At 40.2% G+C, this 20,040-nt stretch carries 22 protein-coding genes and 2 tRNA genes; 2 read left to right on the forward strand and 22 right to left on the reverse strand.

Annotated elements, in window-relative coordinates; genetic code table 11:
• Position 1 precedes the first annotated feature (1 nt).
• The 18 genes from KGF34_RS06380 to KGF34_RS06465 all read right to left on the reverse strand — a co-directional run bounded on the left by KGF34_RS06380 (position 2) and on the right by KGF34_RS06465 (position 15,771).
• Positions 2-2,347 carry a hypothetical protein gene (locus KGF34_RS06380; RefSeq protein WP_252558464.1) on the reverse strand — a complete coding sequence of 782 codons (2,346 nt, stop codon included), beginning with the start codon at positions 2,345-2,347 and terminating at the stop codon, positions 2-4.
• The gene (locus KGF34_RS06385) at positions 2,344-3,591 is read right to left on the reverse strand and encodes a hypothetical protein (protein ID WP_252558465.1); all 1,248 of its coding nucleotides are present in this window, start codon (positions 3,589-3,591) and stop codon (positions 2,344-2,346) included. Before KGF34_RS06385 ends, KGF34_RS06380 begins: the two co-directional genes overlap by 4 nt.
• Before the next feature lie 121 nt (positions 3,592-3,712).
• Positions 3,713-3,925, reverse strand: a complete 213-nt coding sequence (locus KGF34_RS06390; RefSeq protein ID WP_252558466.1) for a hypothetical protein — start codon at positions 3,923-3,925, stop codon at positions 3,713-3,715.
• A gap of 1 nt (position 3,926) precedes the next feature.
• Positions 3,927-4,406 (reverse strand): sigma-70 family RNA polymerase sigma factor, encoded by a 480-nt coding sequence (locus KGF34_RS06395; RefSeq protein ID WP_022234305.1) that lies wholly within the window; start codon positions 4,404-4,406, stop codon positions 3,927-3,929.
• A gap of 576 nt (positions 4,407-4,982) precedes the next feature.
• Positions 4,983-5,058, reverse strand: a tRNA-Thr gene (locus tag KGF34_RS06400).
• A 278-nt stretch (positions 5,059-5,336) separates the two neighbouring features.
• On the reverse strand, positions 5,337-5,858 hold the full coding sequence (locus KGF34_RS06405; RefSeq protein WP_252558467.1) for an isochorismatase family cysteine hydrolase: 522 nt from the start codon (positions 5,856-5,858) through the stop codon (positions 5,337-5,339).
• Between the two features lie 10 nt (positions 5,859-5,868).
• Entirely contained in the window at positions 5,869-6,561 is a 693-nt protein-coding gene (locus KGF34_RS06410) for an NAD(P)H-dependent oxidoreductase (protein ID WP_252558468.1), read from the reverse strand.
• Complete coding sequence (locus tag KGF34_RS06415; RefSeq protein WP_176781861.1) at positions 6,558-6,713, reverse strand: hypothetical protein; 156 nt, start codon at positions 6,711-6,713, stop codon at positions 6,558-6,560. The genes KGF34_RS06410 and KGF34_RS06415 overlap by 4 nt, the downstream gene beginning before the upstream one ends.
• 283 nt (positions 6,714-6,996) lie before the next feature.
• Positions 6,997-7,902 carry a tRNA pseudouridine(55) synthase TruB gene (truB, locus tag KGF34_RS06420; protein WP_252558469.1) on the reverse strand — a complete coding sequence of 302 codons (906 nt, stop codon included), beginning with the start codon at positions 7,900-7,902 and terminating at the stop codon, positions 6,997-6,999.
• Positions 7,899-8,834 carry a DHH family phosphoesterase gene (locus tag KGF34_RS06425; RefSeq protein WP_252558470.1) on the reverse strand — a complete coding sequence of 312 codons (936 nt, stop codon included), beginning with the start codon at positions 8,832-8,834 and terminating at the stop codon, positions 7,899-7,901. The genes truB and KGF34_RS06425 overlap by 4 nt, the downstream gene beginning before the upstream one ends.
• A complete protein-coding gene (gene rbfA / locus KGF34_RS06430) occupies positions 8,821-9,198 on the reverse strand; it encodes a 30S ribosome-binding factor RbfA (RefSeq protein ID WP_186935357.1) in 378 nt (125 codons plus the stop codon). The genes KGF34_RS06425 and rbfA overlap by 14 nt, the downstream gene beginning before the upstream one ends.
• Positions 9,199-9,786: 588 nt before the next feature.
• A complete protein-coding gene (gene infB / locus KGF34_RS06435; protein ID WP_252558471.1) occupies positions 9,787-12,201 on the reverse strand; it encodes a translation initiation factor IF-2 in 2,415 nt (804 codons plus the stop codon).
• A gap of 1 nt (position 12,202) precedes the next feature.
• Positions 12,203-12,520: a ribosomal L7Ae/L30e/S12e/Gadd45 family protein gene (locus KGF34_RS06440; protein WP_021970657.1), complete on the reverse strand. Its 318-nt coding sequence runs from the start codon at positions 12,518-12,520 to the stop codon at positions 12,203-12,205.
• 15 nt (positions 12,521-12,535) lie between these two features.
• Positions 12,536-12,838 (reverse strand): YlxR family protein, encoded by a 303-nt coding sequence (locus tag KGF34_RS06445; protein WP_022234676.1) that lies wholly within the window; start codon positions 12,836-12,838, stop codon positions 12,536-12,538.
• 42 nt (positions 12,839-12,880) lie between these two features.
• Positions 12,881-14,098, reverse strand: coding sequence for a transcription termination factor NusA (nusA, locus tag KGF34_RS06450; protein WP_022234675.1), 1,218 nt, complete (start codon positions 14,096-14,098; stop codon positions 12,881-12,883).
• Positions 14,099-14,149: 51 nt separating this feature from the next.
• Positions 14,150-14,632, reverse strand: a complete 483-nt coding sequence (gene rimP, locus KGF34_RS06455) for a ribosome maturation factor RimP (RefSeq protein WP_021970654.1) — start codon at positions 14,630-14,632, stop codon at positions 14,150-14,152.
• Positions 14,633-14,958: 326 nt separating this feature from the next.
• Positions 14,959-15,034, reverse strand: a tRNA-Trp gene (locus KGF34_RS06460).
• A 305-nt stretch (positions 15,035-15,339) separates the two neighbouring features.
• The gene (locus KGF34_RS06465) at positions 15,340-15,771 is read right to left on the reverse strand and encodes a hypothetical protein (protein WP_252558472.1); all 432 of its coding nucleotides are present in this window, start codon (positions 15,769-15,771) and stop codon (positions 15,340-15,342) included.
• Between the two features lie 101 nt (positions 15,772-15,872).
• Here KGF34_RS06465 and KGF34_RS06470 point away from each other — a divergent pair, with 101 nt between their 5' ends.
• Together KGF34_RS06470 and KGF34_RS06475 are read left to right on the forward strand one after the other, a co-directional pair.
• The gene (locus KGF34_RS06470; RefSeq protein ID WP_252558473.1) at positions 15,873-16,157 is read left to right on the forward strand and encodes a hypothetical protein; all 285 of its coding nucleotides are present in this window, start codon (positions 15,873-15,875) and stop codon (positions 16,155-16,157) included.
• Between the two features lie 338 nt (positions 16,158-16,495).
• Positions 16,496-16,639: a hypothetical protein gene (locus KGF34_RS06475; protein WP_252558474.1), complete on the forward strand. Its 144-nt coding sequence runs from the start codon at positions 16,496-16,498 to the stop codon at positions 16,637-16,639.
• Between the two features lie 156 nt (positions 16,640-16,795).
• Here KGF34_RS06475 and KGF34_RS06480 read toward each other — a convergent pair whose 3' ends face one another.
• From KGF34_RS06480 to KGF34_RS06495, 4 genes are read right to left on the reverse strand one after another with little or no spacing between them, the layout of a single operon-like run.
• Entirely contained in the window at positions 16,796-17,674 is an 879-nt protein-coding gene (locus tag KGF34_RS06480; protein ID WP_252558475.1) for a transporter substrate-binding domain-containing protein, read from the reverse strand.
• Positions 17,675-17,703: 29 nt separating this feature from the next.
• Positions 17,704-18,453: an amino acid ABC transporter ATP-binding protein gene (locus KGF34_RS06485; protein WP_271229679.1), complete on the reverse strand. Its 750-nt coding sequence runs from the start codon at positions 18,451-18,453 to the stop codon at positions 17,704-17,706.
• A gap of 4 nt (positions 18,454-18,457) precedes the next feature.
• Entirely contained in the window at positions 18,458-19,132 is a 675-nt protein-coding gene (locus KGF34_RS06490; RefSeq protein WP_252558476.1) for an amino acid ABC transporter permease, read from the reverse strand.
• Positions 19,113-19,772: an amino acid ABC transporter permease gene (locus KGF34_RS06495; RefSeq protein ID WP_186935404.1), complete on the reverse strand. Its 660-nt coding sequence runs from the start codon at positions 19,770-19,772 to the stop codon at positions 19,113-19,115. Before KGF34_RS06495 ends, KGF34_RS06490 begins: the two co-directional genes overlap by 20 nt.
• Positions 19,773-20,040 lie beyond the last annotated feature (268 nt).

The following is a 20,040-nucleotide window of genomic DNA, read 5'->3' on the forward strand; positions in this document are numbered from 1 at the left end:
CTTAAATTATAAATTTCGTACTTTTGCGCTTGGGGACAAAGATAATCAGAGCCGATACTGCGATTATCAGCAGACAAACGGCGGTGATTATGCCGATAACGGCTGTCTGAGCATTATTTGAAAATGCCGATACCATACGGATTTTGCTGTTATCAATGAACACCACGCAGGGTATAAGGAGCAAGCCGCTTGAAATTATCATTGTCACAAACTGATTTTTTAATATGTAGGAGAGCAGATAGACCAAAGCCGTTGCGCCGACTGCTGCAAGCAGATGAACAAAGCCGAGAGCAAGAATATATCCGCCCACGGTTATGCCGCTTGTCAGAGCCGAAAAATCTCTTGAATATGCAAGCGGTAAATCAAATGATGCCGTGCCGAAGGTCTTGATAAAGTTGAGCATATACGGCAGATAGATTAAGATATAGGAAATCACCGTGGTAATCAGGACGGTCAAGAGCTTTATAATCAACAGCCTCGCTTTGCCGTACTTATTTGCCGAAATCAAGTTAACCATAGAGGTCTTGTATTCAATCGCCAAAATGTTGGAGGTACAGAAGATAACCACGGCTAAGAGCAGAGCAAAATACTCCCACTCCCTAAAAGTGTCCATAGTCAGCCGCTTGTTCACCACTTCATTGACAAGTGCAGGCTTTTCGCCCGTCAGCTCAGCCTTTCCATTAACATATTCAAGCTGAGTGCAAATGTCCTCAAATGCCATTCCTCTTATGCTTAAAATACCATCAATGGTATTGAGCCTGTTCGTTTTTTCCTCAGCCGAAATCGTGGTGTCGGCTGAAAGCTCCTCGGCTTCTCTTGTAAGCTCGTCAAAATAAGCCCTTTCACTCTCGATAAAATCATACTTTTCCTCGTCAAGCTCACCCTCAAGCGTTTGCATATAGGTGTCATAGGCGCTTTCCTGAGGACTTATGAATATAATACTCAAATCATCATTGTAGCTGACAAAGCCGAGAGCCACGAGGATAATTACTGCGACAAGGGCGAAGGAGGTTTTGTAGTGCTTGTAAGCCTCGCCGCTGTATATTCTCACACTTCCGTTGATTTTCTTAAACCGTCCGAGCCGTGACATAAGCCTGTCGAGCAAAACGAGCTTGCCGTTATGCTGTGACAGTCTTGAAAACGCCAATGCCGCTCCCAAAACTCCGACAACGGAGAGAGCTATAGCTAAGCCGATGAAAACGGTGATTATGTTAATCGGCTGTGAAAAAATATTGACATTCTGATAACAGCCAAAAATATTGTTGCCGCTGATAAGGTAGAAAATATTTATAAATTTTAGCGAAGCCAACACAGAGCTGCCGTCAATGAAAATGAAGCAGGAAAATTCAAAAATCAGTGCCGCCGCCAAGATTAAATAGGTCTTTGCGGAGGACTTGATAACCACGAATAAAAATGCCGTGAGCATTGACAGAGAGCAGAGCAAAAGCGTTTTGCCGAGTACCCACAAAATCAGGTATTCAAGCATTGTAACATTTAATGCGCAGTTTAAAAACAGCTTGCTCGACTGCACGGGGCGGCTCAAGTCTCCAAAGCCGTAGACTGTGCCTGCCATCATAATGTTGCTCGCATAGAACAGCAGACTAACAACCGCCGTAACGCTCAAAACAACCAAGAGCTTGCAGGCTATTGTTTGCAGTCTGCCCTTCGCCGTTGACCGCACAAGAATATAAAGCTCCTTTTCTCTTTCAACGGAGAACATCAAAATATTGACGAGCAATACGATAATCAGCAAAATATAGCTTGAAACCTCATATGAGGTTGCGGCTTCAACCGCCTTGTTGTTGCCGAGAATGGGCTTAACACCTTTAACCTCGGCAAAATCCACGGGAGTTTTTTCAATATTTCTGAACGAAAAGCTGTCCGGCTCTGCAAAAATGGAAAAGCTGCTCTGTTGCTCGGCTCTCGACTTCATATTGGAAATAAACTCTTCATAGCTGTCTATGTGAGAGAGCTGAGCCTGTATGTTGCTTAGCATAACCGAGCGGTTGAACAGCTCATCATCGTTCAAGTCCAAGCCTGCCGCATTGTCATACAGCTTTGGATATTTTTCCTTGTATTCATCTGCATTTCCGTTGTGCAAAAGAATTTGTGCAATCTGTATCTCCGTGTTCTTGCTTTCAAAGAACGCATTTTTATCCTCTGCGTCGTTACATTCCCGAATAAGCTGTTCATATGCCCCAACATCACTTGAAATTGCCGAATTTTCATAATCAGAGGATTGAAGCATTACGAAAAACAGAGAATCGGCGCAGAAAAAGGCAATGATGCAAATAAGAAATATTTTGTTTGAAAACAGCTTTAAATATTCGCTACCTGCAATTCTCATTCAACTCTCGCCTGTCCCTCTACATAATAATTGCTGTCCTTCTTTTCAGCCCATTTCAGCTTGCAAAGCTTGGTGAATTTTATAGTTTCGCCGCCGATTGAGCCAAGTTGACTTTTATCCGCCATAGCTAAAATTCGTTCTCCGTTATCATCTACAGATTCAAAAATAAAATATTCATTATCCTGTGGATTAATATTATTGCATACTATATTTTCAAATTCAGGCGGAGCATACGAATCTATCTCATTCATATTTAAATCGTAAACCGTAATAATCTGTTTTTCTGCATCTTTTCTGGTGACCTGCACACAATTATCACCATATATGTATTTTCCATCGGTTGAATATCGCAAATTATCTTTATGAGCTATTGTGAAAAAGCTTTCCTTTACATTTCCATCCAAATCGCATTTAAGATAAACATTTTCATCCGAATTTTTATCGTAATAGGACGCAATCATTGTGTTGTCTAAAAAGAAATTATAAGACACCTGATAGCCTTTAGCTTTAGGAATGTCATTAATCTCTAATGTATCCAAATTGATACATTTGATACTTAAACCGGGTCCTTCCTCTTTTTCATTTCTCTCGTCGGCAGTAAAGTAAAAATAATTCTTATACGCACATATTTGAGAAACAGCTCTCAAGCCGGACTCAATATAGTAATCCGTTTTGTATAGAATCTGCGGTTCTGATTTAGGTGAATCAAGAGGTATTCTGATTACTGATGAATCAGTAGAGCAATAAAAATATCCCCTGTGTATGAACCATTCAAAATCATAAAAATTAAAGCTTCCCGTGAGATTTTCCCTTTGGCTTCCATCAGGCTTCATACGCATAAGATATGTATTGTAATTTATATAGCTCTTGTCATACTCTCCGCATAAAGCATACAAATATCCGTCATTATATTGTATTTGGGGCTTCTCCGTTAAGTTTAAATAGGCATCGCAAGCTTCAGGGTCATCGTGAGTACAATTTGGTTTTGAACAAAGAGGAGTAGCCTTTTTTGTTTCTTTATCAATAAAAATCACGATTCCGTCATCACCGATATAATAATAACCTTTATCTGATTTTGTCATAGGTGCATTTCCGCCGATATGGTACATTAGCTGCATATCTGTTGCATAATTTATATATGCATCATCGGAATTTGAGTATGAAGATTTATTCGTACAGCCATAAAAAAATACAGCAGCACAAATTGTTAAAAATAATGCCATCATTGCAGTTGTTTTCTTCATTGGAATACCTCTCACAATTTAATTATTTATCTGATGTTGATATTAATGCTGCGCTTATTGCTGATACTAATATTTTTTAATTTTCATAAAATTATCCTCCAAAATTTTTATACCTTTGTCACTAAAGTAATACATTGAACTCACCTCCCGAAACAAGCATTGCCGCAACAAGAGAAGCTGCAATAACTTTATTTACTTTTTTATTTTTACTTTTCTTAATGTCAATAATGTTGTCATTGCTTTGCTTGCTATAAATATTTTCTATCGCAGAATTAACTGCATTCTCACAGATTTTAATATCATTGATTGTTTTCGTATATAAATTTTTACGCATACTAAAGTCCTCCTTCGGATAGAATTTTGCCGAGTCTTTTTCTTGCCCTCTGCAACTGCGAACTGATTGTATTTTGACTTTTGTCCATTATACGGGCTATTTCTGCAATTGAATAATCCTCATAATAATACAGATAAATAACATTTCTGTACTGCTTTGGAAGCTGCCAAATTTCTTCCATTACAGCCTTTGTTTGCGGCTGTTCAAGTTCTGTATATTTGTCGATTGACTCAATCTTATTATGCCAAAACGACTTATGAAAATTATTGCATTTGTTTATGGTAACCCGTATAAGCCAATATTTTAAATGTTTTTCATCGTCAAGAGGCGGGTTCTTTGTAAGTAATGTAACGCAAACCTCTTGAAAAATATCCTCGGCGTCAGCTTTTGATTTTAAATTTTGATATGCAATGCGAAATATCATATCCGCATATTTTACAATTACTTGTTCGATTTTGTTTTTCGGTACCGAATGAATCACTCATTTGTAACCTCCCTTTACTGTTAATACAACTGCAAACACACATTTTCGTGCATAATTTTAAATTTTTTTAACTTTATAATACCAAATTAATGTCTGTTTGTAAAAACAGTGAATATATAAAACCGCGTAAACAAAAAGACCTTATCCATAAACGAATAATGTCTTTCCTTGGAGCTGATAACGGGCGATTGTAATTATTCAAACTCTTTGCCTCGCCTGCTACGGCTTGTTCACAGTCATATTTTCTTCAACTCTACGCCCTAAAAACAGTCCACCGGACTGTTTTCTTTACGGGCTTTCAAATCCCGTTTTACAATTTCATCTTTAATCAAAAAAGATATTACCCACAAATTCGGATAATATCTTTTCCTTGGAGCTGATAACGGGTGATTTTAATTATTCAAACTCTTTGCCTCGCCTGCTACGGCTTGTTCACAGTCATATTTTCATCAACTCTACGCCCTAAAAACAGTCCACCGGACTGTTTTCTTTACGGGCTTTCAAATCCCGTTTTACAATTTCATCTTTAATCAAAAAAGATATTACCCACAAATTCGGATAATATCTTTTCCTTGGAGCTGATAACGGGATTTGAACCCGTGACCTCGTCCTTACCAAGGACGCACTCTACCTCCTGAGCTATATCAGCATATTAAATTTTTAATCAGCGTTAAGCAACATTGGTATTATATCACATATGTTTTACAATTTCAAATGTTTTTTTAATTTTTTTCAAATTTCTTGATAAAAATTTGAAATGTTCCGTATAATACGAAATTTGTATTGCACAAATCATAAAACCAAAATAGGCGGTGTCAGAAGTCCTATAATACGCACACAAGGACTTCTGACAAACTACCTATTACCCTGAAATGTCGAAATGACATTATATTCAGTATTTTACAACAAGTTATAATTATTGTCAAGTTAAATCACGGTAATTCCGAGTCCACGCATAACATTTAATGCGGCTGTATTTAAACCGTCATCATTTGAGGCAGTGGCATTGCTGTCAACAGTCAGTCGTGCGTTCGGCAAAGCGGTTCGGGCAAGCACGGCGTTTGAAATAACACAAATATTTGATACAAGTCCGCAGAGCTCGATTTCTTTGTAATCACACTTTCTTAGATAATCAAACAGAGCCTCACTACCATAGGTGCATTTCTTGAACACTTTGTCGTTTGGCTGAACCATAGACTTGATTTTTCCGTAAAGTTCGTGACCTTTTGTGTACTCAATGCAATGTTCAATCGGCAATATTCTGCCCTCAAAAGTAGTTAAGTAATCGCATTGATGGGTATCGAGAGTGAATATAATGTCTGCACCCTCTGCCCTGTATTTTTCAATTTTTTCGGCAATTACATTTTCAAGTTTTTCCGCACCGTCAAATCCAAGTGAACCGTTTACAAAATCCACCTGATAATCAACTGTAATCAAGCATTTTCTCATAGTAAACTCCTTACTTCCACGGGCGCTTTTTACCGTCCCAGCCTTTGTTATGCCAATAGTCCGTATCAGCCTCGTTCCAACCGCTTTTCCTTTGAATTATACGCATAAGTTCAAAAAAGGCTTTGGTTTTGATTCCGACCTTCACCTTGCCGTCTTTTGCTTTGATTTTCTTTGCAAGGGCGGTGGTTTTTTTGTCGATTGCTTTCAAAGTGTTTTCGCTGATTCCGTTGTATGATGTGGCACGGACATTCACACCGTATTTATAAATTTTTGGTATTCCCCAAAAGAAAAAGCTGTCGGCAATATCTTTGTTGGTTGACTTTGTACCCGCTCCGGCTGCGGTAGAAATACAAACTGCCTGCTTTGAAAACATCTTCTTTTCAGGACGGTGTACCATCCAACGGTAGCCGTAATGGTCAAGAAAACTTTTCATAGCGCCTGTGGTGTGGTAAACATAAACGGGGCTTGTAAAAATAAGCACATCTGCATCATCAATTGCATTTGTCAGCTTTTCGAGCCTTGCGTGATGAGGGCAAAGATGTTCATTTTTTATAAAACAGCTTGTACAGCCAATGCACATATCACTGAAATCCTTTGGCAAAAAGAACTCTGTAACTTTGCCGCCAAGTTTATCGGCAAGCATTTTGCCGATGTGATATGTAGAGCCTTTATGGCTCTGACCGTTGACTACTGTAATTTTCATTCCTTAATCTCCACAGGTTTTTCGTCAAAGCCTTTTATTTGAAAACGAAGTCCGCAGGTTGAACATTCGTAGTACGGTTTGCCGTTGTTTTTTCCGTCATCTACGATGAGCATAGGACTTTCGCAAAATGGACAAAGTTTAATATCTTCCATAGTTATTCTCCGTTCGGATTAATTTTTAATGTATTAATAATCGGTTATTTGTCAAAAGTTTGGCAATTATGGTTTAGCAAAATACTTTTTAAAGCAATTATAAAAGTTTGGTCGACCTTTTCAAAGGTCGTGGGTGTGGGCAACGCCCACAAATACTTTCCGCTTATGCAATCTAACGATAGCCAAACAGCTCGCTGTTTGGCGGCTTGAACACAACGGCGTTAGCCTTTAAAAAGGTTTGACCTGAATTTTTCAACATTATTATAACAGAATGTTAAAGAAATCAGTTCAAAAACAATTTAAGAATTTTCAACTGACCGCTTTCGTTATCGGCAATGCCAAGACCTAAAAATTTTCCCTGTCTGTCGCTTACTCTGATTATTTCCTTATCTTGCGCTTTTGCTTTTGCAAGTGCGGTTCTTAACATATCAAGTTCACCGCCGTTTGAAAAGCGTTTTGCCTGTGCGTCAGACACATATATTTTGCGGTAACTTGCAAAAAGAGTTTCCGTGCGCATAATATGCTCTGAAATTTCTCCCTTTTCGGCTAATTCTCTTGCAGTTTCAAGCGTAATGCTGTCAGCAAGGTTATAGCCGCACGCAGCCGTCCTGCACAAAGCAGTCATTACTGCACCCGTTTTGAGAATTTTACCTAAATCGTCAATTATTGTTCGGATATATGTTCCCTTGGAACAGCTTATATTCAATGTTCCGCTTTGGCTTTCTTCGTCAAAATCTTTAAGTTCAAGTCTGTAAACCGTAACTTTTCTCGGCTTTCGTTCAACTTCTTTTCCCTGTCTTGCAAGGTCGTAAAGTCTTTGACCGTTTACCTTGATTGCCGAGTACATCGGCGGCATCTGCTCGATTTCACCTCTGAAATTTTCAAGTGCCGATAAAACATCTGCCTCGGTTGCGGTTTTATCGCTTTGTGATGTTACGGCACCCCATATATCGAGGGTATCGGTTGTCATTCCGAGGCGGAATTTTGCGGTATATGATTTATCGTGATTCGGCACTATATCCTGCGCTTTTGTGGCATTGCCGAGAAGTATGGGCAACACACCCGTTGCGTTTGGGTCAAGTGTGCCTGTATGACCGATTTTACGCTGACCTGTCAGCTTTCGTATCACAGCCACCACATCAAACGAAGTAAATTTCTGCGGTTTATTTATAATTATTACACCGTTCATAAAGTTTCTTCCGCTGCTTTTATAAGCTGACTGCGCACATCTTCAAGACTGCCGTTTATAGAACAGCCTGCCGCCGCCTTATGTCCGCCGCCGCCAAAGCGTGAACAGAATTTTGCAGCGTCAATGTTGCCGTTTGTACGAACGGAAATTTTGAAAAATCCGCCCTCTTTTTCTTTCATAGTAATGCCTATCAATACACCCTCAATCTGACGGGGAATAGAGGCAAGACCCTCTATTTCATCCTCGCCGATATTAAGGCTTTTGAGCATATCGAGAGTAACCCACACAATCGCACACTTGCCGTCTGCACAATAAGTGATAGTATCGTAAACTTCACGCTCAAGCATAATTTTCTCTTTTGATTTGGTTTCAAACATCACCTTATTGATGTACGCCGAATTACAGCCGAGCTCAACAAGGCTTGCGGCAATTCTGAATGTATCGGCAGTGGTGTTTGTATAGCGGAAACAGCCCGTATCGGTAGAAATACCCGTATAAAGGCAATTTACAATCTGCTTTGTAAAGTTTACGCCCATACGCATAAGAAGTTTATAGATAATTTCGCAGTTTGCCGCTGCGTATTTATCGACAAATTTCTCCTTAGCGGTAACGGAATTAGAGCCATGGTGGTCAATGCAAATGTCAATTTTGCCGAGATACTTTTCCATATTCGGCGCTAAAAGGCTGTCTGCCGCAACATCTGTACTTATAATGTAGTCGGCGGTAAAGGACTGCTCCTCTATTCCGTCTGTAAGGTACTTGAATTTTTCGGGCAGATTTGCGGTAATTACCCTTGCATTTTTGCCAAGCTGTTGGAAAGCAAGGCAAAGCGCATATCCGCTGCCGAGAGTATCGCCGTCGGGGTAGTTATGAGTTAATATTTCATAATTATTGTGTTCTCTGAGGAAAACGGAAATATCATAAAGATTCATCTTCGTCCACCTCGTCCTCGGGAATGTCCAAGTCATTTAAAATTCTGCTGATGTTTGCACTGTACTCAATGCTGTCGGTAGCCTTAAAAATAAGCTGTGGAACATATCTGAGTGTAAGACGGTGAAAAAGCTCACGGCGAATAAAGCCTGCTGCGGACTTAAGTCCCTTAACTGCCTCGTTGGCACGGTCAAGTCCCTCCATAGCGCTTACATAAACCGTACAATAAGAAAGGTCATTAGTAACATCAACACGAATGATTGATAAAAAAGCCTGCTGCACACGAGGGTCTTTAAGCTCACGAAAAATAGCCGTAAGTTCACGCTTTATATCCTCGGTAGTGCGTTCTAATCTATGTCCTGCCATAATATCCTCCATAGTTGTGATTCGTAATTCGGAGCACTGTAACTCAAAGTAAAATAATAAAATAAATTATTGTTTAGCTGATTGCTTTATCAAGCAATTATAAAAGTTTGGTCGACCTTTTCAAAGGTCGTGGGTGTGGGCAACGCATACAAATACTTTCCGCTTATGCAATCTAACGATAGCCAAACAGCGAGCTGTTTTGCGGCTTGAACACAACGGCGTTAGCCTTTAAAAGTGCGATAGCAACAAGAAAGCCATTCGATATATAATGAAAAGTTAATCATTTCTTTTATAAAAAGCTGTCGCCTGTTTTTCAAACTATGTGCAAGCATGCAAACAGCCACGCTGTTTGCGCCTGATAAATTGTTGTATCGGAAGATTTTATGGGCGCTGCCCAAACCCGCAATTTTTGAAAAAATTGAGTAAACTTTTTTGTTCTTTTGCTGAAATTTAGCGTTAGCTAAATTTCAACGCCCGACCGACACTCCGCTAAACCATAATTTAATATTCTTAATCAGCTATGTCATAATAATACGATTAGCGGCAAAGCAATTTTCATCACTTTGTCCGCTAACCGCTAATCACTGATTAATCACGATACTCCTCGATTGTGTAAGCCTCGAAAAGGTCGCCCTCTTTAATATCGTTAAAACGCTCAAGACCGATACCGCACTCGTAGCCCTCGTTTACTTCCTTAACCGCATCTTTAAAACGCTGTAATGATGCGATTGTATCCTCGGCAATTACGATACCGTCACGAATAACTCTTACGCCTGCGTTTCTTACAATCTTACCGCTCTTTACATAAGAACCTGAAATTGTACCTACGGACTTAATCTTAATTACATTTCTGCATTCTGCTGTACCGAGAACTACCTCTCTTGTCTTAGGAGCGAGCATACCCTTCATAGCAGCCTCTATCTCCTCAATGCAATCGTAAATAATTCTGTAAAGACGCATATCAACGCCTGCACTTTCCGCATTTGCGGCAGCAACGCTGTCAGGACGAACATTAAAGCCTACTATAATTGCATTTGAAGCCTCGGCAAGCATTACATCGGATTCATTGATAGCACCTACACCGCCATGAATTACATTTACTCTTACCTCGTCATTAGAGAGTTTTTCGAGCGACTGCTTTACAGCCTCAACAGAACCCTGAACATCGGCTTTAACGATAATCTGTAATTCCTTAACCTCGCCTAACTTCATCTGGTCAAAGAGGTTGTCGAGTGTAACCTTTGTCTGTGCCTTGAACTGCTCCTCTTTCTGAGATGCCTTTCTCTGCTCAACAAGCTCTCTTGCAAGTTTTTCATCAGAAACAGCGTTGAATATATCGCCGCCCTGCGGAACTTCTGCAAGACCTGTAATTTCAACAGGAACCGAAGGGCCTGCCTCTTTTACTCTCTCGCCCTTATCGTTTACCATTACTCTTACTCTGCCTACGCAAGTACCTGCAATTACGATGTCACCCTGATGAAGTGTACCGTTCTGTACAAGTACAGTGGCAATAGGACCTCTGCCCTTATCAAGACGAGCCTCAATAACAGTACCCTTTGCGGCTCTGTCAGGGTTAGCCTTAAGCTCTTTCATTTCTGCAATAAGTGTTACCATTTCTAGGAGGTCGTCAAGGCCCTCTTTGGTTTTTGCAGATACAGGAATACAAGGTGTGTCGCCGCCCCACTCCTCAGGAACTAGCTCATACTCTGTGAGCTGCTGCTTTACATTCTCAGGATTTGCGCCGACCTTATCCATTTTGTTGATAGCAACAATTACAGATACGCCTGCGGCTTTAGCATGGTTGATAGCCTCTACTGTCTGCGGCATAATACCGTCATCGGCAGCAACAACAAGGATTGCAATATCTGTTACCTGCGCACCTCTTGCTCTCATAGTAGTGAAAGCCTCGTGACCCGGTGTGTCAAGGAAGGTGATAGGCTTGCCGTTGATTTCTACTCTGTAAGCACCAATGTGCTGAGTAATACCGCCTGCCTCGCCTGCTGTAACATTTGCATGACGGATAGCGTCAAGGATTGAAGTTTTACCATGGTCAACATGACCCATTACAACTACAACCGGCGCTCTCTCTACGAGATTTGTATCGTCATCTTCACTGTCGTCAATAATTCTTTCTTCGATTGTAACCACAACTTCTTTTTCAACCTTTGCGTGGAACTCCATTGCAATGAGTGACGCTGTATCAAAGTCGATTGTGTCGGTTGCTGTTACCATTGTACCCATAAGGAATGCCTTTTTAACAACCTCGGCAACAGTAGCCTTAAGTCTTAAAGCGAGCTCCTGAACAACAATTTCATCAGGAATTTGAATTGTCATCTGCTTTTGCTTACGCTCAAGCGCAATACGCTTCAAACGCTCCTGCTCTGTTTCTCTCTTGCCCTGTCTTCTGCCCTTCTGCTTTTGAGAACGGTTGGTAAACTTCTGCTTTTTAACAGTGTTGTCCGTACTTCTCATCTTTGAAGATGCGTTTGCAAGGTCATCGTACTTCTGGTTGTAACGCTCAACATCAACATTTACGGCACGAGTATCAATTACTCTGCGCTTACGTGTTGAAGTTTCTTCCTCGCTTGTAATTTCAACAGGCTTTGACTCTGCCTTTGGTTCAGCCTTTGTCTGCTTTGCAGGCTTATCCTGAACTTTATTCTGCTTTTTGCCCTCTGCCTTGTTGTCCTTATTGTCAGACTTGCGGTCATTCTTTCTGCCGTTCGGCTTGTTGTCTTTGCTGTCTTTATTATTAGCCTTTTTCTCGGCTTTAACCTCTGTCTTTGCAGGTTCTGCGGTTTTATTTCTTGACGCAAAAAACTTATCAAAATTTGCCACATTGTTTTTCTGTGTTACAGCGTCAAAAACAATATTAAGTTCGCTTTCCTCAAGAGTAGCCATAGCCTTTTTTGTAACACCGCAATTTTTCTCAAGAATATCTGAAATTTCTTTTACACTAACGCCTAAATCCTTGGCAACATCTCTTACTTTGTATTTTATCATATTATTCTCCTCTCTGTTCACCTTCAATAAGCATAGCAAGCTTATCTGCAAAACCTTTGTCCTCCACCGATAAAACTCCGCAAAGTTTGCCGAGTGAAAAACTTATTTCATCTTTGGTTCTGTTTACTTCAAGTACACGAACATTTTGCTTATGCGCCTGCAATAAAACAGGCTTTAAGCTGTTTTGTGAAAAATCATTTGCATATAAAATCAGTTTTGCCTTGCTCTTTGCCATTGAGTCAATGCAGGGGTCAGCTCCGATTACAAGCTTTCCTGCACGACGGCACAATCCGAGCAACGACAATATTCTGTCATTCATATCCGACTGCCTCCCTTAGCTGTCCGCTTTCAAGCTGTTTTCAAGCTGTTCATAAACTTCGTCGGGGATTTTGCAGGAAAACGCTCTTTCAAACCGTCTTGCCTTTCTCGCTTTTTCAAAACATTTTATGTCGTGGCAAATATACGCTCCTCTTCCCGACTTTTTACCCGTAAGGTCAAGACTTATCTCGCCCTTTGCGGTTACATTGCCGTTCTCGTCCTTGGTATCGGGAGCTTTTACTACTCTGATAAGCTCACGCTTTTCTTTCATTTCGCCACAACCTGTGCATTTTCTAAGCGGCTGTTTTTTCTGTGTCATAAAATCCCTCCCTGCATTTATATATTTATATTTTATATAAAATTATTCTTCGTTTGTATTCTCGTCAGCCTCAACATCAGCCTCGGCAGTTTTCTCGCCGTCAAGGTCAAGTGCCTCTGTATTCTCTTCTGCTGTATCGTCAAGCTCAAGTGTATCTTCTGCTGTTGTATCCTCGGCAACTTCGAGTTTTTCGTCCTCTTCATCTTCTCCGAAGAAACCGCTTTCGGGACGAATGTCAATCTTCCAGCCTGTAAGTCTTGCGGCAAGGCGGGCATTCTGACCCTTGTTGCCGATAGCAAGAGAAAGCTGACCGTCCGGAACAGTTACTCTGCAGTTCTTGTTCTCAAGGTCTGTAATTTCAACGCTCAATACCTTTGCAGGAGAAAGTGCGGCTGAAATGTACTTCTGCGGGTCATCGCTGTATTCGATAATATCAATCTTCTCACCGCCAAGCTCGTCAACAATGCTGTTTACACGAGCGCCCTTTGTACCGATACAAGCACCTACAGCGTCAATGTCGGGATTTTTGCTGACAACAGCCATTTTGGTTCTTGAACCTGCCTCACGGGAAACCGATTTGATTTCAACAACACCGTCGAAAATTTCAGGTACTTCCTGCTCAAAAAGTCTTTTAACAAGGTCTTGATGTGATCTTGAAATTATAGCACGAGGACCTTTTTCGCTTGTCTTTACATCAGCGATATAAACCTTGATGTGGTCGCCCTCCTTGAGGTTATCGTGACCGATTTGCTCGCTCTTAGGGAGCATAGCCTCGCTCTTGCCTATTCTGATAACTGCCGCACCGCTCTTAGGGTCAATTCTTTCAACAGTAGCTGTAACGAGTTCGCCGAGCTTGCTCTTGAACTCTGAAAGCGTCTGACCTTTTTCGCCTGTACGGATACCCTGACGAATAGTATTTCTCGCAGCGCCGATTGCAATTCTGCCTAAGTCCTTAGGGTCGAGCGGAATAGCAACCTTATCGTCAATATTGATTGCTTTTCTCTTAAGGACCTTCTGTGCGTCCTCAAGCGAAATCTCGTAATCAGGGTCAAAAACTTCTTCAACAACAGTTTTCATAAGTCTTACATCAAAGACATTTCTGTCCGGAAGAATTTTGAAAACCACTTCGTCGTTACCGCCGTAGTAATTTTTGCAGGCAACCTCAATACCTTTTTCGATGTTTTCAATCATATAGTCCATTGGAATGCCTTTTTCTTTTTCAAGCATTTCAAGAGCAGCAAAAAGTTCCTTAGTATTCATTTTTCTGATCATCCTTTTCTCTTATCTTAAAATTGTTTTAATAAACTGAAGTTACATATCAAAGTCGTCAAGTTTAATCCAAGACGCATCTTTTTTATTGATAGTTATATGGTTCTCTCCGTCGTGGTCGGAGATTGTTACCTCGCCGTTATCGTAAGCGTCAAGCACGCCGCCGAATTCTCTGCCTATGCCCTCGATAGGACGGAGCATTTTGACTTTGATGTCAGCGCCGATAAACTGCATAAAATGCTCGTCACGCACAAGCTCACGCTCAAGCCCCGGAGAGCATACCTCAAGGCAATATGCACTCTCAATAGGGTCAAGCTCGTCAAGCGGCTTGTCAATAGCACGGGATACATTCTCGCAATCGGTAATATCAATGCCGTCAGGCTTGTCGATATAAACTCTTAAAAACCAGTCGGCGCCCTCTTTAACATAACGCACATCCCAAAGCGAAAGTCCGAAATCCTTAACAATAGGCTCGCAAAGCTCCCAAACCTTAGTCACGGTAAGACCGCCTTTTTTCTTTGCCATAAATACCTCCTTATGAGCGTTTGCAACAAAGCATAACGCAGTTGCAAATTATTTTCGCCGTAAGCAACCGTAAAGCAATCAAGCGCAGGTTAGTTTAATGTTGCAAGTTATAACCGACCGATTACAAGTGTATAAGCCGATACAATACAATAAACATACACCACTCAATAACACCGCAGTTGCAAACAGAAAGGAGTGGGCTTACTTCCCACTCCTTACTTTACAATACTTATTGTATTTAATTATAACACCATTAATATGAGATTGCAAGGGATTTTTGAAAATTCTTTTAAATAAAAAACGGTCTTTACTCAGACCGTTTCCTTTGGCAGGGGCAGAAGGACTTGAACCCTCGGCACGCGGTTTTGGAGACCGCTGCTCTACCAACTGAGCTATACCCCTATATCTGTTTAATTTTCAAGACAAGATGTATTATATCAAACTTTGCGTAATTTGTCAAGGAATTTTTGAAAAATAAATCATTTTAATGTTGTTAGACATAAAAACACATATTTAAACAAATATAATAACATTATTACACTTCATAAAGAAAATTTGGTCTTTGCTTAATGTATTGCAATAAAATATATTAAAATTCTTGCAGACAACTATATAGGGTTATTAAATTCAAAACTTGACAGCAACAGCTTTACACGCCTTGGTACAAAAGAACCTCGCCAAATTAAATGATTTTGGCGAGGCTTTTATTAATCAATACTCTTAATTGTTTTTAATACCCATTTAAAATAAACACCGCAATTTACAAAAAGAAACTTATTATCTGTAACATCAATTGCAAGTTCTTCAATAGAATTTGCACGATAACCATACATACCAAACTCAATGTCTGACAAACCTTCGCCTATCACCAAACGATTAAAGAAATTGTGTGTATCTTTATTTATATTGACAAGTTCTTTAATATAAGCTGTGGCTTTGCGAGTTTTTCCAAGCTTATAATATAAAGTTGACAAAGGCAATAAAAATTGCGTCGATTTTTGGCAGTCATACCTTTCAAACAACTTAACCGCATATTTTTCATCTTCAAAATATGCGTAAATATGCATTAAAATAAATCTTGCACCTAAATTATCATCATTGTTCAAATCAAAAATTTCCAAGCAAGCTTCTTTTGCCATACCGATTTTTCCGCAATCCAATAACAACCGCATACGATTATAGAGCAATCTCGTCTCAAACAGTAAAAAACTCAACAGTTAAATCAAATGCCACAACCGATATGATACAACAGAACAATTGGGATCAATACGATAACAAAAAATGGGAAAGCGGCAACGAAGTGCCTGTAGCGGCAGTAGTAGTAGGCAACCGTGGCGCAGAGGGGGCTATATCTTATCCGTATGACGCAACTTTAACATCAACCAATTCAAGCTTTATTATCGCAAACAAACTCCCTGTTTATGCGGCAGGTTATAACGGACACACAGCTACAATAAACGGAATTGACTCTGCTGATGTAATTCAGAGCACAGGCTTTGGCGGTAATGTTGTAATCAACTCATAATCTGTTTATATTTACTCCTTTCCTAAATCAGTAAAATATAAAACAATAACCTCAGTTTCGGCTGCGGCTGTTGTTTTGTGATTTGACAAATCAATTTTATCAAAAACTAAGGGAAATTGCGGTTTAGTGCACAGGTTAAGCTAAATGATTTTAAAATTTAGGTCAAGCCTTTTTAAAGGCTTGCGGGTTTGGGCAGCGCCCATAATATCTTCCTATATTGCAATTAATCGGGCGCAAACAGCCACGCTGTTTGCGTGCTAAAACTAAGTTTGTTAAAAACAGGCGGTAGCCATTATAAACAGAAAAGCTAACAACATAGTCAACGCAATGCGTTGACTATGAAGAGAAGTGTATTTTCTTTTGTCGCCCTCGCAAAGGCTTTCGCCTATTTGTTCAAGCCGCCAAACAGCAAGCTGTTTGGCTATCGATATTTTGCGTTAGCAAAAAGTATTGTGGGCTTTGCCCACACCCACGGCCTTTGAAAAGGTCGACCAAACTTTTATAATTACTTGTCGAAACAATTTGCTAAACCATAATTTACTCCAACTTTTGATAAAAACTTTTAATAAAGGACCAATAAAACAACGGCAGCCGGATTAAATTCCGATTGCCGTTGTTTTATTGAATATTAAGTTAAATTATTTAGCTGTATCGTTTGTTGAAGAAGCAAGCTCGCCGCCCTCGATTACAAGCTGATCTTCGTAATCCTTACCATAGGTTTCGAGGAGTGTTGCCTCGTAATCTTTGTGGAAGAAGTTTTCTTTACCGAGTGCTTTAATTTCATCGTTAATCCAGTTAAGGAGTGTATCGTTGCCCTTTGTTACGGCAGGAGCAATTGTATCTGCCGAACCGAGTTCAGGAATACCTACAACAAAGTCACTGTTCTGGTTTGCGTATGCGATAACCTCTGTATTGTCATTTGCCCAAGCTGCGCCGCTGCCATTTTCAAGAGCTGTCTTTGCCTGTGCATATGCGTCATACTTCTGAAGTTTGATGTTCGGATAGTTCTTTGTGAGGTAAGTTTCGGCAGTTGTACCTGAAATTACAATCATACTGTCGCTTTCGTTCCAATTGTCAAGGCTTGTTATTGTTTTGCTCTTCGGAGATACAACACCGAGTGAAACGCTCATATAAGGAAGTGCAAAGTCAACCTCTTCTTTTCTCTCGTCTGTAACTGTAAAGTTTGCAAGAATGAGGTCTACCTTACCTGTCTGGAGGTATTCGATTCTGTTTGCAGCCTCAGTTGAAACAAAGTTTACTTTTACGCCGAGGTCCTCGCCAAGTCGGTTTGCAAAGTAAACATCGTAGCCCTGATACTCGCCGTTTTCGTCAACATAACCGAATGGGTTTTTGTCGGAAAATACGCCGATATTGATTGTACCCGATGATTTGATTTCATCAAGTGTTCTAAAGCCGTTAGCGGTTGAATTGTCGTTTGAACTTGAGCAACCTGCAAACACCGCTGTAACAACTAACACTGCAAGGATTGCAGAAATGATTTTTGTAATTCTTTTCATAATAATCTCTCCTCTTTCTTAAAGAAAATTTATTTTATTGAGTCAAACTCAAAAATATCAAGGAATTTTTTAGCTCTCTCGGTCTTTGGATTTGTGAAGAACTCTTCGGGTTTACCCTCTTCCACAATGTGACCGCCGTCAAAAAATACTATTCTGTCGGCAACCGCACGGGCAAACTGCATTTCGTGGGTAACAATAAGCATTGTTCTTCCCTGCTTTGCAAGTCCGAGCATTACATCAAGCACTTCCCTTACCATTTCGGGGTCAAGTGCGGCTGTAACCTCATCAAAAAGCAAAATGTCCGGGTGCATACACAAGGCTCTTACAATTGCAACTCTCTGTTTCTGACCGCCCGAAAGCTGTCGTGGATAGCTGTTGCTCTTTTCGCTTAATCCGACTTTTTCGAGCAGCTCTTCCGCCTCTTTTTTTACTTCTTCTTTACTTCTTTTCTGCACTTTTGTAGGTGCAAGCAAAATATTATCCATAACGGTAAGGTGGGGGAAAAGCTCGTAATTCTGAAACACCATACCAATTTTTTGACGAATTTCCGCTATATTTTTGCTTTTGCGGTCGATTAACTCGCCCTCAAAAGAAATTGTACCCTCCTGTATAGGCTCAAGGCCGTTTATACATCGTAAAAAGGTACTCTTGCCACAGCCGCTCGGGCCGATAATTACCACAACTTCACCCTGACGGACTGTCATATTAATGCTTTGAAGTACGGTGTTATCATCGTAACGCTTTGTAAGATTTTCTATTTTTAACAGTTCCTGCGACATTTCCTCAACTCCATTTCTTTTCAAGATGTTTTGCAACCATACTTATTGAGAAGCAAACTATAAAGTACATAATGAATACTACAAGGTACACACCGAACGCTGCGTTCGGGCTTGTGGCACGGTTTGCCTCAATAATCTGTTGTGCAACCTTTATAACCTCTACAACGCCAATCATAAGGATAAGGCTTGTAGTCTTTATCATTCTTGTAACAAGGTTGATTGAAAGCGGCAAAAGTCTGCGTACCGTCTGCGGAATTATTATAAATAAATAGGTTTGTGCTTTGCTGAGTCCGAGCGCAAGACTGCTTTCCGACTGGTGTTTCGGAATACTGATAATTGAGCCTCGCACCAAGTCGCCCATCTCTGCCGTACCCCAAAGCGTAAACACTATTACCGAGGCAACCTCGCCCGAAAGGTTAATTCCCATAGTTCTTGTTGCACCGAAGAACACTATAAAAAGCAACACAAGCTGCGGCATTATTCTGATAATTTCAAGATAAATTTTTGTTATAACTTTTATTACTTTGTTTGGTATAGTCATTACAATGCCAAGCAAAATGCCAAGCGGTATGCTAAGACCGACTGAAATAAGACTGATTTCAAGTGCAGTCCACAAGCCGCCCAAAAGGCGTATAAAGTTTGTTCCCTTAAAAAGAACATCAATCCCCAAATCCGGCATATCTCAGTTTCCTTTCCAGCACACTTCCAAGTATTGAAACAGGCAGTAGTATAATAAGATAGAACACAACAAGCATAAACAGACACTCTGTTGTTTTGTAGTAAAGACCGATTAAGTCCTTTGCAACAAACATAAGGTCCATAAGGCTTACTGCGCTGAATACACTTGTTTCTTTAAGCAAGAATATTACATTTGCCACAAACGGCGGTACACTTGTTGAAAAAGCCTGCGGCAGTATTACATATCTCATAATCTGCGGATGCTTCATACCAAGACTTAAAGCACTTTCGGTTTGAATTTTATCTACAGATTCAAGTCCGCTCCTGAAAGTTTCCGACATATAGCTTCCGCCCAGGAAAGCAAGACCGATATAGCCTGCCATTTCAGAGCTTACCTGCACGCCAACCTTTGGCAGCGCATAGTAAATAAAAAACAACTGAATAAGCAACGGAGTGTTACGGGATATTTCAATATATACCGTTGCAATCTGCCTTAGCACGGGCACTTTGTAATACTGAACCAATGAACAGAAAAGACCGATTATAATAGAAACGGCGATTCCGATAAGTCCGATTTTTAAAGTGAGCAAAGCTGCCTCTTGGTACAAAGGAAGATATTTAAAAATAAATTCCCAATTCATTTTTTCACCTTTTTCCTAATCTCTTAACATTTTATGCACAGAATAATAAAAAGCATTAAAAAAGACCGAAGAACATATGCACTCCGGTCAGTAAAACTTTATCTGGTCAAAACTTTTCGTCGGAGAGCATGGGAAATAAACACATACACATTGTGCACATGCAACAGCAACACATAGAGCTTTTTACATATGAAACAAGCTTTGTCATAAGGTTGCTCTCCTCTCTTGAAGTCCTATAAACCTAATAGGTTTTATATGTTCTGATAAT

The sequence above is a fragment of the Ruminococcus sp. FMBCY1 genome (assembly GCF_023921805.1).
In the GTDB taxonomy this organism is placed as follows: Bacteria; Bacillota; Clostridia; order Oscillospirales; family Acutalibacteraceae; genus Ruminococcoides; species Ruminococcoides intestinale_A.

Bases quoted from the DNA above. Each gene is read 5' to 3' on its own strand.
- KGF34_RS06490 (WP_252558476.1), bottom strand. From the start codon at position 19,132: ATGCCGGATTTGGGGATTGATGTTCTTTTTAAGGGAACAAACTTTATA.
- KGF34_RS06495 (WP_186935404.1), bottom strand. From the start codon at position 19,772: ATGAATTGGGAATTTATTTTTAAATATCTTCCTTTGTACCAAGAGGCA.
- KGF34_RS06385 (WP_252558465.1), bottom strand. From the start codon at position 3,591: ATGAAGAAAACAACTGCAATGATGGCATTATTTTTAACAATTTGTGCT.
- infB (WP_252558471.1), bottom strand. From the start codon at position 12,201: ATGATAAAATACAAAGTAAGAGATGTTGCCAAGGATTTAGGCGTTAGT.
- KGF34_RS06470 (WP_252558473.1), top strand. From the start codon at position 15,873: ATGATACAACAGAACAATTGGGATCAATACGATAACAAAAAATGGGAA.
- KGF34_RS06465 (WP_252558472.1), bottom strand. From the start codon at position 15,771: ATGGCAAAAGAAGCTTGCTTGGAAATTTTTGATTTGAACAATGATGAT.
- nusA (WP_022234675.1), bottom strand. From the start codon at position 14,098: ATGAATACTAAGGAACTTTTTGCTGCTCTTGAAATGCTTGAAAAAGAA.
- KGF34_RS06425 (WP_252558470.1), bottom strand. From the start codon at position 8,834: ATGAATCTTTATGATATTTCCGTTTTCCTCAGAGAACACAATAATTAT.
- rbfA (WP_186935357.1), bottom strand. From the start codon at position 9,198: ATGGCAGGACATAGATTAGAACGCACTACCGAGGATATAAAGCGTGAA.
- KGF34_RS06480 (WP_252558475.1), bottom strand. From the start codon at position 17,674: ATGAAAAGAATTACAAAAATCATTTCTGCAATCCTTGCAGTGTTAGTT.
- KGF34_RS06485 (WP_271229679.1), bottom strand. From the start codon at position 18,453: ATGTCGCAGGAACTGTTAAAAATAGAAAATCTTACAAAGCGTTACGAT.
- KGF34_RS06475 (WP_252558474.1), top strand. From the start codon at position 16,496: ATGAAGAGAAGTGTATTTTCTTTTGTCGCCCTCGCAAAGGCTTTCGCC.
- KGF34_RS06390 (WP_252558466.1), bottom strand. From the start codon at position 3,925: ATGCGTAAAAATTTATATACGAAAACAATCAATGATATTAAAATCTGT.
- KGF34_RS06415 (WP_176781861.1), bottom strand. From the start codon at position 6,713: ATGGAAGATATTAAACTTTGTCCATTTTGCGAAAGTCCTATGCTCATC.
- rimP (WP_021970654.1), bottom strand. From the start codon at position 14,632: ATGGCAAAGAAAAAAGGCGGTCTTACCGTGACTAAGGTTTGGGAGCTT.
- truB (WP_252558469.1), bottom strand. From the start codon at position 7,902: ATGAACGGTGTAATAATTATAAATAAACCGCAGAAATTTACTTCGTTT.
- KGF34_RS06440 (WP_021970657.1), bottom strand. From the start codon at position 12,520: ATGAATGACAGAATATTGTCGTTGCTCGGATTGTGCCGTCGTGCAGGA.
- KGF34_RS06445 (WP_022234676.1), bottom strand. From the start codon at position 12,838: ATGACACAGAAAAAACAGCCGCTTAGAAAATGCACAGGTTGTGGCGAA.
- KGF34_RS06405 (WP_252558467.1), bottom strand. From the start codon at position 5,858: ATGAGAAAATGCTTGATTACAGTTGATTATCAGGTGGATTTTGTAAAC.
- KGF34_RS06380 (WP_252558464.1), bottom strand. From the start codon at position 2,347: ATGAGAATTGCAGGTAGCGAATATTTAAAGCTGTTTTCAAACAAAATA.
- KGF34_RS06410 (WP_252558468.1), bottom strand. From the start codon at position 6,561: ATGAAAATTACAGTAGTCAACGGTCAGAGCCATAAAGGCTCTACATAT.